This window comes from Comamonas sp. 7D-2 (assembly GCF_022749555.1).
GTDB classification, from domain to species: domain Bacteria; phylum Pseudomonadota; class Gammaproteobacteria; order Burkholderiales; family Burkholderiaceae_C; genus Comamonas; species Comamonas thiooxydans.
Genome location: NZ_CP094238.1, coordinates 1,114,807 through 1,131,168, shown reverse-complemented (window position 1 = coordinate 1,131,168; position 16,362 = coordinate 1,114,807). Strand labels below are relative to the sequence as shown.

The 16,362-nt window shown below is 62.2% G+C and carries 10 protein-coding genes and 1 riboswitch; of the genes, 5 read left to right on the top strand and 5 right to left on the bottom strand.

Features of this window, described 5'->3' with window-relative positions; all coding sequences use genetic code 11:
• Positions 1 to 38: 38 nt before the first annotated feature.
• The 3 genes from MPZ60_RS05090 to MPZ60_RS05080 form a co-directional block, all read right to left on the bottom strand.
• A complete protein-coding gene (locus MPZ60_RS05090) occupies positions 39 to 1,595 on the bottom strand; it encodes a PAS domain-containing methyl-accepting chemotaxis protein (protein WP_034353311.1) in 1,557 nt (518 codons plus the stop codon).
• 137 nt (positions 1,596 to 1,732) lie between these two features.
• Positions 1,733 to 2,950 carry a DNA polymerase IV gene (gene dinB, locus MPZ60_RS05085; RefSeq protein WP_242607112.1) on the bottom strand — a complete coding sequence of 406 codons (1,218 nt, stop codon included), beginning with the start codon at positions 2,948 to 2,950 and terminating at the stop codon, positions 1,733 to 1,735.
• Positions 2,951 to 3,152: 202 nt separating this feature from the next.
• On the bottom strand, positions 3,153 to 4,673 hold the full coding sequence (locus tag MPZ60_RS05080) for an amino acid permease (protein ID WP_034353308.1): 1,521 nt from the start codon (positions 4,671 to 4,673) through the stop codon (positions 3,153 to 3,155).
• 543 nt (positions 4,674 to 5,216) lie between these two features.
• Positions 5,217 to 5,316: riboswitch (glycine riboswitch) on the top strand.
• A 171-nt stretch (positions 5,317 to 5,487) separates the two neighbouring features.
• Here MPZ60_RS05080 and MPZ60_RS05075 point away from each other — a divergent pair.
• Positions 5,488 to 6,756, top strand: a complete 1,269-nt coding sequence (locus MPZ60_RS05075) for a D-amino acid dehydrogenase (RefSeq protein ID WP_034353305.1) — start codon at positions 5,488 to 5,490, stop codon at positions 6,754 to 6,756.
• A 100-nt stretch (positions 6,757 to 6,856) separates the two neighbouring features.
• Positions 6,857 to 8,287, top strand: coding sequence for an amino acid permease (locus MPZ60_RS05070; protein ID WP_034353303.1), 1,431 nt, complete (start codon positions 6,857 to 6,859; stop codon positions 8,285 to 8,287).
• Positions 8,288 to 8,453: 166 nt separating this feature from the next.
• Here MPZ60_RS05070 and MPZ60_RS05065 read toward each other — a convergent pair whose 3' ends face one another.
• Positions 8,454 to 9,386, bottom strand: a complete 933-nt coding sequence (locus MPZ60_RS05065) for a DMT family transporter (RefSeq protein ID WP_034353300.1) — start codon at positions 9,384 to 9,386, stop codon at positions 8,454 to 8,456.
• A 350-nt stretch (positions 9,387 to 9,736) separates the two neighbouring features.
• Here MPZ60_RS05065 and nhaA point away from each other — a divergent pair, with 350 nt between their 5' ends.
• On the top strand, positions 9,737 to 11,125 hold the full coding sequence (gene nhaA, locus MPZ60_RS05060; protein ID WP_034353297.1) for a Na+/H+ antiporter NhaA: 1,389 nt from the start codon (positions 9,737 to 9,739) through the stop codon (positions 11,123 to 11,125).
• 75 nt (positions 11,126 to 11,200) lie between these two features.
• Here the strand turns inward: nhaA and MPZ60_RS05055 are convergent, their stop codons facing one another.
• The gene (locus tag MPZ60_RS05055) at positions 11,201 to 12,379 is read right to left on the bottom strand and encodes an alpha-hydroxy acid oxidase (protein ID WP_003067744.1); all 1,179 of its coding nucleotides are present in this window, start codon (positions 12,377 to 12,379) and stop codon (positions 11,201 to 11,203) included.
• 198 nt (positions 12,380 to 12,577) lie between these two features.
• On the opposite strand from MPZ60_RS05055, the gene MPZ60_RS05050 reads away from it, so the two are divergent.
• Positions 12,578 to 14,236: an L-lactate permease gene (locus tag MPZ60_RS05050; RefSeq protein ID WP_003067746.1), complete on the top strand. Its 1,659-nt coding sequence runs from the start codon at positions 12,578 to 12,580 to the stop codon at positions 14,234 to 14,236.
• A 460-nt stretch (positions 14,237 to 14,696) separates the two neighbouring features.
• Complete coding sequence (lldP, locus tag MPZ60_RS05045) at positions 14,697 to 16,361, top strand: L-lactate permease (RefSeq protein WP_034353294.1); 1,665 nt, start codon at positions 14,697 to 14,699, stop codon at positions 16,359 to 16,361.
• The last annotated feature ends 1 nt before the right edge of the window (position 16,362 follow it).

The following is a 16,362-nucleotide window of genomic DNA, read 5'->3' as shown; positions in this document are numbered from 1 at the left end:
GCTCCACGGCTGCCTTTTCAGAGCAAGACCACAAAAGCCTAGAGATGGAACACGTCCACCGAACGCTCCAGCGTCCTGGCACTCAGGCGCAGCGATTGCGCTGCGCTGGTCGACTGCTCCACCAGCGCCGCATTCTGCTGGGTCACTGAGTCGAGTTGGGCCACGGCCTCGTTGACCTGGGAGATGCCTATCGACTGCTCACGCGTGGCAATGCTGATCTGGTGCACCAGGGAGCCGACCTTGTCCACGGCCTGCACCATGCCGTCTATGGTCTGGCCCGCGGCACGCATGCGCGCATTTCCGTCATTGATGCCATCGACCGTGCGGTTGATGAGCACGCTGATCTCCTTGGCCGCTTCGGCGCTGCGCTGGGCCAGTGCTCGCACCTCGCCTGCCACCACGGCAAAGCCGCGACCCTGCTCGCCGGCCCGCGCCGCTTCCACGGCCGCGTTCAGCGCCAGCAGATTGGTCTGGAAGGCAATGCTCTCGATCACGCCAATGATCTCGCTCATGCGGGTGGAGGAGCCGCGGATATGCTCCATGGCCAGTCCCACTTCGCTGATGGCCGCGCCGCTGCGGCTGGCCACCTTGCTGCTCTCGTCGCTGGCACCGGCCATGAACTGTGCCGTGTCGGCCGTCTGCGACACAGTGCCCGAAATTTCCTCCATCGAGGCCGCCGTCTGCTGCAGGCTGGTGGCCTGCGACTCGGTACGCCCTGCCAGATCGAAACTGCTCTGGGCGATTTCATGGGCAGTCTGGGCAAAGCCCTGCACCTCGGTACGCACATCGCCCACCACGGCGCGCAGATTGATCTGAATCTGCTGCAGCCTCAGCATCAGCGCCCCCACGGCACCGCTGTAGCTCTGGCTGCATTCGGTACTCAGATTGCAGGCGGCCACATCGGCTGCAAAGCGGCTGGCTTCCTCCAGTCCCGCCACGCAGCGCCGTTGAAAGCGCCACAGCACGAATGCGCCGCCTGCCACCAGGCTTGCAGCACGCCAGCCCCAGGCAGTTGCACCCTGCCAACCCAGCATATCGGGCAGCATGGCGATCAAGGCCATAATGGCCAGCAACCAGGCCATGCGCGCCACCAGGCCCACATCCTTGCGACCATCCCACCAGCCCATCAGCCCCAGACGGCGCACCGCGCCCGCGCGCAGGCGGAAGCTGGCCTGTGCCTGCTTTTCCTCGTTGCGCATGCGCGCGTACAGCGCTTCGGCTTCGGCCACTTCGGCGGCCGAAGGCTTGGTGCGCACCGACAGATAGCCGCTTGGCTTGCCGCCTTCCATGATGGGCGTGACATTGGCGCGCACCCAGTAGTGGTCGCCGTTCTTGCGGCGGTTCTTGACCAGTGCCGTCCAGGGATATCCATGGGCAATGGTGCGCCACATATCCTTGAAGGCAGCGGCCGGCATGTCGGGGTGGCGAATCAGATTGTGCGGCTGGCCGATCAGCTCTTCGTAGGCATAGCCGCTGACGCGCACAAAGGCCGGGTTGCAATGCGTGATCTCGCCCTTGGTGTTGGTGCTGGAGACCAGCAGCTCGTCACCTGGAAAGTCGTAGTTTTGTTGAGATACCGGCAGGTTCAGGCGCATGCTTTGCACTCCTCCAATAAGCCTGTTTAGTTTTTGTTCGAGAGTGAGCGATCAGGCATCCCGTCGACAGCTGGTTAACCAGATACACAAATTCACACTTGGATCATCGCACAGTGATGATTCCCGAGCCCCCAGGCTCAGAACAGAGATGCGGTATAGGGATCCGAATGCTTGACCGAGGTCAAACCATAAGGTCTGAGCAGCAATTCGCGAGCCGCAGGATCGTGGGCGCTGGCCTGCCAGAGCTGCTCGGCAATCAGGCCCGAGACCTTGACCCCAAGCAGCCTGATGCGCTTGCCAAGCGGCACGCGCTTGAGGCATTGGCCCGCGGCCAGGCGGATGGCCGCCGCATCCTGTATCGGCAGGTTCAGGGTCTGGTCCCGCGTGGCAATCCTGAAATCGTCATAGCGCAGCTTGATGCCCACGGTGCGCCCCACATAGCCCTTGCGCTGCAGATCCTCGGCCAGACGCTCGCACAGGTCCGTGAAGATCGCGCCCAGTTCGGCCTTGTCGCGCACGGCATGCAGATCGCGCTCGAAGGTGGTCTCGCGACTCATGGACACCGGCTCGCTCTCGGTCACCACGGCGCGTTCGTCCCGCCCCCATGCCGACTCGTGCAGCCAGTGGCCATAGCTTTTGCCAAACCAGTGCAGCAGCTGCGGCAGGCTTTGCGCGGCCAGGTCGCCAATGGTTTCTATGCCCAGGCTCTTGAGCTTGGCATCGGCCTTGGGTCCTATGCCGTTGACCTTGCGGCAGGCCAGCGGCCAGATCCGGCTTTGCAGATCTTCGGGCTGGACGATGGAGATGCCGTTGGGCTTGTTGAACTCGCTGGCCATCTTGGCCAGCAGCTTGTTGGGCGCCACGCCGACCGAGCAGGTCAGGCCCGTGGCGTCGAAGATGGATTTCTGGATCAGCCGGGCCAGCACGCGTCCGCCTTCGCGCTGGCCGCCGGGCACGTCGGTGAAGTCGATGTAGACCTCGTCCACGCCGCGGTTCTCCATCAGCGGAGCAATCGACACGATGATCTCTTTGAAGGCCCGGGAAAAGCGCCTGTACTCGGTAAAGTCCACGGGCAGAAGAATCGCCTGCGGGCACAGCCTGGCGGCCTTCATCATGCCCATGGCCGAGCCCACGCCGAACTGCCGCGCCGGATAGGTGGCCGTGGTGATCACGCCGCGCCCCGTGTAATCGCGCAGCAGCGGAAAGTCCGCCACCGGGATCTCGGACAACGGCCGCCCCGCATGGCGCGCCAGCAGCTCCTCGTCAAAGCTGCGCCGCCCGCCACCGATGACCACCGGCAGCCCCTTGAGCTGCGGGTAGCGCAGCAGCTCCACGGAGGCGTAGAACGCATCCATGTCCAGATGCGCGATGCGCCTGGGCCTGGAATCGGGGCTGGTGGAAAGATCGCTCACAGTGCCGATTTTGCCTGCGCTGGCAAGAGACGGCAGCCATGCATTAAACAAGCACACACGCACCTGAAAACAGCAAGCAGCGGCATGACCTCATGCCCTGCAGCCTTCCCCCTCCCGCACAGAGAAGAGGAAGGCTCAAACCGCCTCAGGACGAAACCTTGCCCTGCTTGATGTCTTCGAGCTCGTCAAAGCGCATATCGGCATAGCTGACCCAGGTCTTGCGCTTGACCAGCCAGTAACCCAGCCAGAACAGCAGGAACAGCGGAATGCCCAGATAGGTCGAGACCACGCCGCCCCAATCGATGCGATCTTCCAGGAAGGCCTGGTAGTTCTGGCCCAGCGTCACCACCAGACACAGCACAAAGGCAAAGATGGGACCGAAGGGGAAGGCGCCGGCCTTGTAGGGCAGCAGGCCCACATCGTGGCCGTGCATGACATAGCCGCGACGGAAGCGGTAGTGGCTGACGGCAATGCCCAGCCAGACGATGAACTCCGTCATGCCGGCCAGATTCAGCAGCCAGATATAGACGGCCTGCGGGCTGTAGAGCGAGGAAAACAGACACAGGCTGGCGACCAGCGTGCTGCCGATCAAGGCCACCAGCGGCACGCCGTTCTGGGTCAGCCGGGAGAAGATGCGCGGCGCATTGCCCTCGGTCGCCATGTTGTAGAGCATGCGCGTGGCCGCATACATGCCGGAGTTGCCGGCCGACAGCACCGAGGTCAGGATCACCGCATTCATCACCGTGGCCGCCGACAGCAGGCCTGCGTGCTGGAACACCAGCGTGAACGGGCTCACGGCGATATCCGCCACATCGGTGCGCAGCAGCTGCGGATCGGTATAGGGAATCAGAAAGCCGATGACGACAATCGCCAGCACATAGAACAGCAGGATGCGCCAGAACACCTGACGAATCGCACGCGGTACGTTCTCGCGCGGATTCTCGGATTCGCCTGCCGCAACGCCCACCAGCTCCGTACCCTGGAAGGAATAGGCCACGATCATGGCCACGCCCACAAAGGTCGCGAAATTGCCGACGAATGGCGCATCGCCCGTGGTCCAGTTCTCGAAGCCGGGTACATGGCCGTTGCTGATGATGCCGAACAGAATCAGCACGCCGGTGATCAGAAAGGCCACCACGGCCAGCACCTTGATCAGCGCGAACCAGTACTCGGCCTCGGCAAAGCCGCGCGCGGAAAACGCGTTCAGCCCCACCATCAGCAGCAGGAACAGGCCGCTCCAGACGATGCCGGGCACATCGGGAAACCAGTAGGCCATGACCAGTTGCGAGGCCACCAGGTCCACCGCCACCACCACAGCCCAGCTGAACCAGAAGTTCCAGCCCAGCGCAAAGCCGAAGCCTCGATCCACATAGCGCGAGGCATAGGTAGAGAAAGAGCCGGCCACAGGCATGAAGGCGGCCAGCTCGCCCAGGCTGGTCATGATGTAGTACACCATGATGCCGATGAGCAGATAGGTGAGCACGGCACCACCAGGGCCGATCTGGGCGATGGCCGAGCCGGAGGCCACGAACAGGCCCGTTCCGATGGCGCCGCCAATGGCAATCATGCTCAGGTGGCGCTGCTTGAGCACCCGGTGCAAGCGGGGCTGGTTATCGTCACCATCACCAGTCGGCGCGAGCTGCTGGCTTGAGTTGGGTTGGGACATAAATGTCTTGTTGTAATGGTTTGCGCCCGTCCGGACAAAACACCCAACCATCCCGCAGGCGCTGCGACAGGCAACGCAAAAAGGCGACCATGACGGTCGCGGGCAACAAGGACAAAGGAACGAAGCCATGACAGCAGAACGCCATGGCGGATAGGCCAGTTGCATCCTGAATCGGCAGCCACCCCAGTCGGGCGCTTCAATGGCAAAGCGGTGATATCGCCGGGCCCATTGACAGGCAAAGACGATATTTTGCCCAAATCCACCGCCGACCATGACCCGCCATGCCAATGCAGGGGCTGACTCTGGGGCTGCTCGGTGGCACTTGACAGCGTCTATCGCTATGAATTTAGAAGCACACTGCGCTTTAATAAATTCATTTTCATAGACAAACAATCCATATTTCATTGAAGGATAAGCGGCAAGCGCTATCAAATAGCGTGAACCCGACATGAGCAGCCATGGCTGGGCCCTGGCGCAGAAGTCTAGAAAACCCGTATATCCAGGCACCGCCGTTCTTCCTACATTTGCCCACAGGCTCTCAGCCCGGTGATGCCGAGAGAGACTGCAGCGCAAACTTGGCGTATGCAGCGCCGAAGGAGCAACCGCCCCGGAAACTCTCAGGCCAAAGGATCGGCATCGCTTTCACACACTCTGAAGAATGTCCGGACGTCATCGTCCGCCGGGCATACCGAAGGAGCAAGCGAGCAGCGCCGCAAGGCCCTGCCTCGTGAATCTCTCAGGTCCAGAACAGAGGGGGCGTCCGCTGCGCATGTTGCGCACGGGCTCCACCCTTGACGTTTCTGGAATCTGAATCATGAAGACAATCGCCGTCATCGGCGGTGGCATCACGGGCGTGACCACCGCCTACGCCCTCGCACGCCTCGGATTTTCCGTCACCCTGTTCGAGAAGCAGCGCTATGCCGCCATGGAAACCTCGTTCGCCAATGGCGGCCAGCTCTCGGCCTCGAACGCCGAGGTCTGGACCCATTGGTCCACCATCGTCAAGGGCCTCAAGTGGATGCTCAAGAGCGATGCTCCGCTGCTGCTCAATCCCAGGCCCAGCTGGCACAAGATTTCCTGGTTCTGCCAGTTTCTCGCTGCCATCCCCCATTACGAGAAAAACACCGTGGAAACCGCCAGGCTGGCGATTGCGGCACGCGAGCACCTGTTTGACTGGGCGTCCAGCGAAGGCATTGACTTCGATCTGAAACAAAAAGGCATCTTGCATATCTACCGCGACCGAGCAGGCTTTGAACATGCGGGCAAGGTTTCCCAGTTGCTGGCCAAAGGCGGCCTGGAACGCCGCGCCGTGACACCGCAGGAGATGCGCTCCATAGAGCCGACCCTGTCCGGAACCTTCTACGGCGGCTACTTCACCGAGAGCGACTCCACGGGCGACATCCACAAGTTCACCAGCGGCCTGGCTGCTGCCTGCGAACGACTGGGCGTGCAATGCCGCTACGGCCAGGAAATCATGTCGGTGAACAGCAACGGCAAGCAGGCCAGCGTGACCGTGCGCCTGGGTCTGGAAACCGAGACCTCGACTTTCGACGCCATGGTGGTCTGCGCAGGCACGGCCAGCCGCGCCCTGGCCGCCCAGCTCGGCGACAGCGTCAACATCTATCCGGTCAAGGGCTATTCCATCACGGTCAATCTGCCGGACGAAGCCAGCCGCGCCGCAGCCCCTGTGGTGAGTCTGCTGGACGACGAGACCAAGCTGGTCACCAGCCGCCTCGGCGACGATCGCTTCCGAGTTGCCGGTACGGCGGAGTTCAACGGCTTCAACAAGGACATCCGCGCCGACCGCATCCGCCCACTCATCGAATGGGTGCAGCAATGCTTCCCCGGCGTCAGCACGCGCAGCGTCGTGCCCTGGGCGGGCCTGCGCCCCATGATGCCGGACATGCTGCCGCGCGTGGGCCCTGGCAACAAGCCCTGCGTGTTCTACAACACCGGCCACGGCCATCTGGGCTGGACCTTGTCGGCTGTCACCGCCGACATGGTCGGCGACCTCGTGCTGCATTCCATGGGCAGCGCCAGCAGGCAGCCCCGACCGGCCACGCTGAGCACCGCCAGCGCCTGACCACGACCTGAAAACCTCATCAACAAGCCAGACACGGCAGCCGCAGCGCCCCGTGAGGGGCAGCTGTTGCCGTGTGAATGGCAAAACGGAGACATACAACATGAGTCGAAATCATCCAAGCGCAGCCGGGGAGTCGCTGCAGCAGACAGGGGAGCTGGAGCGCGGCCTCAAGGACCGGCACATCCAGCTGATCGCCCTGGGCGGCGCCATTGGCGTGGGCCTGTTCCTGGGCTCGGCCAAGGCAATCCACAAGGCCGGGCCGCTGCTGCTGGTCAGCTACGCCATCGCGGGGCTGGCCATCTTCTTCATCATGCGGGCACTGGGCGAGTTGCTGGTGCACCGCCCGGTGGCCGGCTCTTTTGCCACCTATGCCGAAACCTATGTCAGCCCCTGGGCCGGATTCGTCACCGGCTGGACCTACTGGTTCACCTGGGTGGTGACGGGCATGGCCGAGCTCACGGCCATAGGTATCTACACCCATTACTGGTTTCCCGCCATTCCGCAATGGGTTCCGGCGCTCGCCACCCTGGCCGTGCTGCTGGGCGTGAATCTGATTGCGGTCAAGGTCTTCGGCGAGCTGGAATTCTGGTTCGCGCTGATCAAGGTCGTGACCATTGTTGCCACGCTGGTGCTGGGCGTGGCCATCATCACCACGGGCTGGGGACCGCTGGGCCAGACGGCAAGCTTCACCAACCTATGGTCGCATGGAGGCTTTGCACCCGTGGGCATGGTGGGCGTGGTCTTCACCTTGCAGATAGCCTGCTTTGCCTATACCGGCGTGGAATTGATAGGCGTGACAGCCGGTGAAGCCGAGTCGCCCGAGAAAGTGCTGCCCCGTGCCACCAACAGCATCGTCTACCGCATTCTGATCTTCTATATCGGCGCCCTGATCGTCATCATGTCGCTGGTGCCCTGGAACGAGCTCAGCCCCGACATGAGCCCCTTCGTCCATGTCTTCGACAAGCTGGGCATTCCCGCCGCTGCCGGCATCATCAACTTCGTGGTCATCACCGCCGCAGCCTCTTCGTGCAACAGCGGCATCTTCAGCACGGGCCGCATGCTCTATACGCTGGCGCAATTCAAACAGGCGCCCGCCCGCCTGGGCAAGGTCAATTCACGCCATGTGCCGGCCGCCGGCATTTTGATCTCTGCAGCCTTCATGCTGGTCGGCGTGGTGCTGAACTATCTGGTGCCCGAGGAAGCCTTCATCTACGTGACCAGCATTGCCACCATAGGCGCCGTCTGGACCTGGGGGATCATCGTCTTCTCCCATCTGCGCTATCGCCGCGCCGTCAGGCTGGGTCATGCCGCAGCCGTGGCCTACCGCATGCCCGGCGCGCCGTTCACCAACTGGTTTGTGCTGGCCTTTCTGGCCGTGGTGCTGGTCTGCCTGTCGCTGGATGCCAGCACCCGCGTGGCGCTCTATATCGCGCCCCTGTGGTTTGCGCTGCTGACGATCGGCTACCGGCTCTACGCGGTCAAGCCCGAGCAGCGCCAAAGCCTGGCGCAAGCGCAACAGCAAGCCGCCTGAGGCGCAGCACAGCCGCGCTGTCGATGCCCTGGCTGTAGCCGGCTGAGACCGCGACAGCCGCGGCGGCACGCTATTGATTCAGAAGCTTCTTGCGCTTTTTCATAGTTCATTTCAAAGACTTTTAGTTTTGAAAACGAACACTAGCAAGCGTGGGAAGCTCTTGAAATCAGAGCTGCAGACAGATCAGCACCAGGCCCAGCATCATCAGCGCCATGCCCAACTTTTCTGTCAATGAGAGCTTCTCGCTGAACACCTTGCGCGAGACGATATAGCTGAACCCCACCTCCACCATGCCCAGGGTGCGCACGGCGGCCGCCCCCTGCATGGCATAGGCGGTGAACCAGGCCAGCGAGGCCGCAGCGCCCATGCTGCCGGCCAGCAGCGAGATGCGCCAGGCCTTGAAGATGGGGCGCAGACCCTGTTCATGGGTTCTGGCAATCCAGGCGCTCATGACGACGGACTGCATGGTCTGCGCGATCAGCACGCCCCAGGCCCCCGACAACCAGGGCGAGCTCACGCCCAGTGTTGCGATCTCGACCGCGCCACCGCGAAAGCCCACCGTGGCCAGCGCAAAACAGGCGCCGCAGATCAGCCCGTAGACCGAGGATTTGCTGGTCCAGGCCGAGAGCGTGAACAACTGCCCGCGCGGCGGCAGCGACAGCATCAGCACGCCCACGGTGGCAAGCACCATGGCCAGCAGCGCCAGCCGGCTCGGCAGCTCATGCAGGAACATGGCGGCAAACAGGGCCACTTGCAGCACCTCGGTCTTGGACAGCGTGACCGCCACGGCAAAGTTGCGTTCCTTCATGGCCATGAGCAAGGCAGCCGTGGCCGCAACCTGAAAGAAGGCACCAAGCGCGATCCAGCCCAGATACGCGGCACTGAACTTCGGCAGCACCTGGGACGGATCGCCCAGACCATACAGCGCCAGCAGATAGATGGCGGCAAACGGCAGGCCGTAGAGAAAGCGCACCAGCGTGGCTGGCAGGGTGCCGACCTGCGCCGTCAGCGAGCGCTGGGCCGTATTGCGCACCGTCTGCGCCGCCGCCGCAAACAGCACCACTCCCACCCACAAATATTCCATTCCTATGCCCGGCATGAGACGCTTTCTTTTCTGTTAGCGCGCCAGCATAGCGCCGGCTGCCGGACGGTGCTGACGCGATTCGTGCAGTCCACCCGCTCAAGCCAAGGCGACGTGAAGCACGAACGGCTTCCGTTCTGATGACGAAGTCTCCACCCCGGCAAAATAACCTCAAATCCAGACCATTGCTGCGTCTTTAGCTACAATTTCAGCCGGGTGCCCGCCGCACGAGGTGGCGATGGCAGGTGAATGTTCATGCGCAGGTCGGGCCGCCAGCGCACCAGTCGTTTGCAGTGCAGACGGCACCAGCAGGCATTGCCTCAGGTGCCGCACGCCTTCAGCGTACGACTTCAGACACCTACCGACACATGGACCCACAAACACTTGTGCAGGCCCCTGCGCCTTTTGCATCCCAAAATTCACCCCGTGTTTCCGCACTGCAATCCGCGACCGAGCGCGTGCAGGCACAAATCTCGCACCTGCTGCATATCGAATCCTTTGCCGGCATGGTGCTCATGCTGGCCGCTGCGGCAGCCCTGATCTGGGCCAACTCCGCTGCGGCGCAAAGCTACTTTGCACTGTGGCATGCCCCCGTCGCGCTGACGCTTGGCCCATGGAGCTTCAGCACCGATCTGCATTTCATCGTCAACGATGTGCTGATGACAGTGTTCTTTCTGGTCGTGGGCATGGAGATCCGGCGCGAGCTGCACAACGGCGCGCTGGCCAGCCTGCGCCAGGCCAGTCTGCCGCTGATCGCTGCCATCGGCGGCGTGGCCGTGCCCGCACTCATCTACGTGGCCCTGGCGGGCAACGACAGGACGCTGCTCAACGGCTGGGCAATTCCGACGGCGACCGACATCGCGTTTGCCGTGGGCGTGCTGGCCTTGCTGGGCCGCAATATCCCGGGTGCACTGCGTATCTTCCTGCTGGCCCTGGCCATCATCGACGACATCGTGGCCGTGCTCATCATCGCCTTCTTCTACTCGGGCGGCCTGCAGGCCATGGGCTTTGTGGTTGCCGCAGCCGGCGTGCTGCTGGTGCTGCTGTTCAACCGCATGGGCATTGCCGCCGCGCCCCTGTATGTGCTGCCCGGAGCCATTCTCTGGTTCGGCCTGCTCAAGACCGGCGCTCACCCCACTCTGGCAGGTGTGGTGCTGGGTCTGATGACGCCTGTGTTTGTACGCCCCGCTTCCATGCCGCTGCTGATCACGGCACAGACGGCCATGCGCAAGGCCGGTGAGCAGATGCTGAGCGGCCGCCCCGATCCGCAGCACCTGCTGCAGGAGTTGCGCATTGCCCAGCTCGCACAGCGCGACCTGCTGCCGCCTGCTCTGCGCCTGCCCATGATTCTTCATCCCTGGGTGGCTTTTTGCATCATGCCCATTTTTGCGCTGGCCAATGCCGGCGTGCAGTTCTCGGGCATAGACCTGAGCGCTGCCGCACCGCAGACCACGGCCATGGCCGTGCTGGTGGCCCTGGTGCTGGGCAAGCCCCTGGGGGTCTTCATCTGCACCTGGCTGGCTGTCAAGAGCGGGCTGTGCAGCCTGCCCGAGGGCCTGAACTGGCGCGGTGTGCTGCTGGTGGGTCTGCTGGCCGGCATAGGCTTTACCATGTCCATCTTTGTCGGCGGCCTGGCCTTTACGGATGCTTCCCTGCTGGGCGCGGCCAAGCTGGGCATTCTGGCCGGCTCGGCCATGGCAGCCTTGCTGGGACTGGGCTATGGCTTTGCCATGCGCAAGCGTTTCGAGCAGCCCTGAACGCCACGACACACCGCCGGAAATCAAAAAGGTCAGCCCTGCAAAGGACTGACCTTTTTTCATGCCGCAGAACAATCAGCTCTGCTCGAAAGGTTTCGGGTAAGTGCCGGGCAACAGAATTTCTTTGCCGACCTGGTTGATATTGGTGTGCCCGCAGAAGGCCATGGTGGTGTCCAGTTCCTTGTGGATGATCTGCAACGCCTTGCTCACGCCGGCCTGGCCATAAGCGCCCAGACCGTAGAGGAAGCTGCGACCTATCATCGTGCCTTGCGCACCCAGTGCACGGGCCTTGAGCACGTCCTGACCGCTGCGAATGCCGCCATCCATCCAGACTTCGATGTCCTTGCCCGCAGCCTCTGCAATCGATGGCAAGGCTGCAATCGAAGAAGGCGCACCATCGAGCTGACGGCCGCCATGGTTGCTGACCACCAGCGCATCAGCACCGCTTTGTGCAGCCAGACGCGCATCTTCGGCATCCATCACGCCCTTGAGAATGATCTTGCCGCCCCAGAGCTTCTTGATCCATTCCACATCGCTCCAGTTCAGTGACGGATCGAACTGATCTGCCGTCCAGGACGACAGCGAGGACACATCGCCCACACCATCCACATGGCCGACGATATTGCCAAAGCTGCGGCGCTTGGTACCCAGCATTCCAAGGCACCAGTGCGGCTTGGTCGCCAGATTGATGAGGTTTGCCAGCGTGGGCTTGGGCGGGGTGGACAGACCATTCTTGATGTCCTTGTGGCGCTGACCCAGGATCTGCAGGTCCAGCGTCACCACCAGCGCCGAGCAGTTGGCTGCCTTGGCCCGATTGATCAGGCGCTCCATGAAGGCCTTGTCGCGCATCACATAGAGCTGGAACCAGAACGGATGGCGATCGGTGTGCTCGGCTATGTCCTCCAGCGAGCAGATGCTCATGGTGGACAGCGTGAACGGCACGCCAAAGGCCTTGGCGGCCTTGGCTCCAAGAATCTCGCCATCGGCATGCTGCATGCCGGTCAGGCCCGTGGGTGCAATCGCCACCGGCATGGCGACCTCCTCGCCGATCATGGTGGTGCGCGTGCTGCGCCCTTCCATGTTCACGGCCACACGCTGACGCAGCTTGATTGACTGGAACTCGTCTTCGTTGGCCCGATACGTGCCTTGGGTGTAAGAGCCCGAATCGGCGTAGTCATAAAACATGCGCGGCACACGACGCTTGGCCACCACACGCAGGTCTTCGATACAGGTGATTTTGGAAAGATCGCTCACGACTTCTAGCCTTGTAATTGGAGTTGAACCCGATGGTAGCCCTCATCGCCGTCATCGGCAGTTCACTATGGTTTGAAGTGATTTATGCCAGTTTTGAAATTTTCTTCAGCGAGGGAAAATCAAGGGCTAATGCTAGGTATGCAAGCCTATTCGCACAGCCACCATCCTTGTCACCACAACAAACAGGAGACAACAGAGATGGTTTGGCAACAGGTCTATGACCCTCTATCGAATATGTGGCTATCCACATTGCTGGCGGCCATTCCGGTCGTGGTGATGCTGGTGGGCCTTGGTTTTCTGCACATGAAGGCCCACCTGGCCGCAGGAGCAGGCCTGATTGCAGCGCTGCTGATTGCAGTCTTTGTCTACAACATGCCCGGCGAAATGGCGGGGCGCGCAGCCTTGTTCGGCGGCTTCACCGGCCTGCTGCCCATTGGCTGGATTGTGCTGAACATCATCTTCCTGCATCAGCTGACCGAGCAGAACGGCAGCTTCAAGGTGCTGCAGGACTCACTTTCCGGGATCACCGAAGACCGCCGCATCCAGTTGCTGCTGATTGCCTTTTCTTTCGGTGCCTTTTTCGAGGGCGCTGCCGGCTTCGGGACCCCCGTGGCCGTGACGGCAGCCATCCTGATCGGCCTGGGCTTTTCTCCACTGGCGGCATCCGGTCTGTCGCTGATCGCCAATACCGCACCCGTGGCCTTTGGCGCCCTGGGCACGCCCGTCATCACGCTGGCCAAGGTCCATGGCTACGATCTGATGGAAGTGACCGCCATGATCGGCCGCCAGCTGCCTTTCTTCTCGGTGCTGGTGCCGTTCTGGCTGATCTGGGCCTTTGCCGGTCGCAAGGGCATGATGGAGATCTGGCCCGCGATTCTGGTCACCGGCCTGTCGTTTGCCATTCCCCAGTATCTGGTCTCCAACTTCATCGGCCCAGAGCTGGTGGACATCATCGCGGCCATTGTTTCCATGGCCAGCCTGATCCTGTTCCTGCGCGTCTGGCAGCCCAAGAAAATCTGGACCTCGGCCTCGCTGCGCGGCAAGGATATCAGCGCCTCCGAAGTCAAGCCGCCACAGCCCGTGGCCAAGCACAGCAAGAGCGCGCTGATCGCCGCCTGGACACCCTGGATCATTCTCTCGGTGTTTGTGTTCATCTGGGGCCTGCCGCCGGTCAAGGCCTGGCTCAACAGCCTGTTTGCCCCCGCCTTCCCCATGACGGGCCTGCACAATCTGATCGAGAAAATGCCGCCCGTGGTGCCCCAGCCGACCAAAGAGGGTGCGGTCTACACGCTGAACCTGCTGTCTGCCACCGGAACCGCCATTCTGTTCTCGGCCATCGTCAGCGCCTTCGTCATGAAGTACAACCCGGTGACCATAGTGCGCACCTTCTTCAAGACCACCTGGCTGGTGCGCTACTCGCTGCTGACCATCGTGCTGATGCTGGCCCTGGGCACGCTGACACGCTACTCGGGCACAGACACCACCCTGGGTCTGGCCTTTGCCAACACCGGTGTGCTCTACCCCTTCTTCGGCACGCTGATGGGCTGGCTGGGCGTGGCGCTCACAGGCTCGGACACGGCGTCCAACGTGCTGTTCGGCGGCATGCAGAAGGTCGCCGCCGACCAACTGGGCCTGTCCCCCAACCTCATGGGCGCCGCCAACAGCTCGGGCGGCGTGATGGGCAAGATGATCGATGCGCAATCCATTGTCGTGGCTTCGACCGCCACACGCTGGTTCAACCGCGAAGGCGACATCCTGCGTTACGTATTCTTCCACTCCATCGCCCTGGCCTGCCTGATGGGCCTGTTCGTCACCATGCAGGCCTATGTCTGGCCGTTCAAGCTGATGGTGAACTGAGCCCCCGAGCCGCTTTGCGGCTTGCCCTGACGGGACACCCTAAAGGGCCACACTGGCCCTTGCTCGGCATCTCTGGCCTGGGCCGCGGCAGTTTTCCACCGCGCATGTCCCTTTTCTCAACCCACCAGGTGGGCACACCAGCAGCCGCAGCGCCTTCGGGCCTGCGGCTTTTTTGCGCCGTTTGCAGGGGATCAGCGTAGTACCAATCTGCAAATTGGTATTACCAATCAATTATTAAAAACAAGGGAAAACCACTAATTCATGACCAAAACCCCATTTCTATAATCCATCCAACCCGAAATCGCCACAAATTGGTCATACCAATTTAGCAAGCGAAGCCGAACAAGACTGCATGACAGCGTCCGGCGCAGGGCGGCATGGTTGTTTAAAGAATTGACGGGGAAGCTTCTGGACGCTCAGGAGGGTTGCCCTCCCCGCATAAATCCAGGAGATCAAGGCAATGCAAGAAATCTGGTCGCAGAACTACGACCCCGCAGGCAATGTGTGGGTGTCGGCGCTGGTGGCGCTGATACCCATCATCTTTTTCTTTCTCGCACTGACCAAGCTGCGCCTCAAGGGCTATGTGGCGGGCACCATCACGGTGGCGCTGTCCCTGGCCGTGGCGCTGCTCTTCTACCGCATGCCCGTGGCCAATGCGCTGGCAGCAGGCGTCTACGGCTTCTTCTACGGCCTGTGGCCGATTGCCTGGATCATTGTCGCGGCAGTCTTTCTCTACAAGGTCTCGGTCAAGACCGGACAGTTCGACATCATCCGCTCGTCGATTCTCTCGGTCACAGAAGACCAGCGCCTGCAGCTCATCCTGGTGGGCTTTTGCTTCGGTGCCTTCCTCGAAGGAGCCGCCGGCTTCGGCGCCCCCGTGGCCATCACGGCGGCGCTGCTGGTGGGCCTGGGCTTCAGGCCTCTGTATGCGGCCGGCCTGTGCCTGATCGGCAATACCGCCCCCGTGGCCTTCGGTGCCATGGGCATTCCCGTCATCGTGGCCGGTCAGGTCTCGGGCGTCGATGTCATGGCCATCAGCCAGATGGCCGGCCGCCAGTTGCCGTTCATGACCATCATCGTGCTGTTCTGGCTCATGGCCATCATGGACGGCTGGCGCGGCGTGAAGGAAACCTGGCCTGCGGTGCTGGTGGGCGGCGGCAGCTTTGCACTCGGACAGTTTCTGACGGCCAACTACATCGGCCCCGAACTGCCGGACATCACTTCGGCCATCTTCGCCCTGGTGACACTGACCACTTTTCTCAAGTTCTGGCAGCCCAAGCGCATCTTCCGCTTCGACACCGAGCCGGGCGCAGCCAAGATCCAGACGACGGCCCCCGCCAAGCTGACGACCGGCATGGTGATCAAGGCCTGGTCGCCTTTCATCATCCTCACGGCCATGGTGACCATCTGGAGCCTCAAGCCCTTCAAGGCGCTGTTCGCCTCGGGCGGCGCACTGTCCGGCACGGTCTTGAGCATTCCCGTTCCCATGCTGCACAATCTGGTGCAGAAAATGGCTCCCGTCGTCGCCGCGCCCACGCCCTATGGCGCGGTCTACTCCTTCAACTGGCTGTCGGCCACGGGAACCGCGATCCTGATCGCCGCCGTGCTCGCCATTCTCTTGCTGCGCCTCAAGCCAGCCGTGGCAGTCCAGACCCTGGGCGAGACCTTCAAGGAACTGGCTCTGCCCATCTACTCCATCGGCATGGTGCTGGCCTTTGCCTTCATCGCCAACTACTCCGGCCTGTCCACCACGCTGGCCATGGCGCTGGCCCATACAGGCAAGGCCTTTGCGTTCTTCTCGCCCTTCCTGGGCTGGGTCGGCGTATTCCTCACGGGATCCGACACCTCGGCCAATGCGCTGTTCGGCGCCCTGCAGGCCACGACGGCAGCGCAGCTGGGGCTGCCCGAGGTTCTGGCCGTGACGGCCAACACCACTGGCGGCGTGACCGGCAAGATGATCTCGCCCCAGTCCATCGCCATTGCCTGCGCAGCCGTGGGCCTGGCCGGCAAGGAATCGGACCTGTTCCGCTTCACCGTCAAGCACAGTCTGGCCTTTCTGGTGCTGATCGGCATCATCTGCACGCTGCAGGCTTATGTGTTTCCGTGGATGATTCCCACCACCTGAA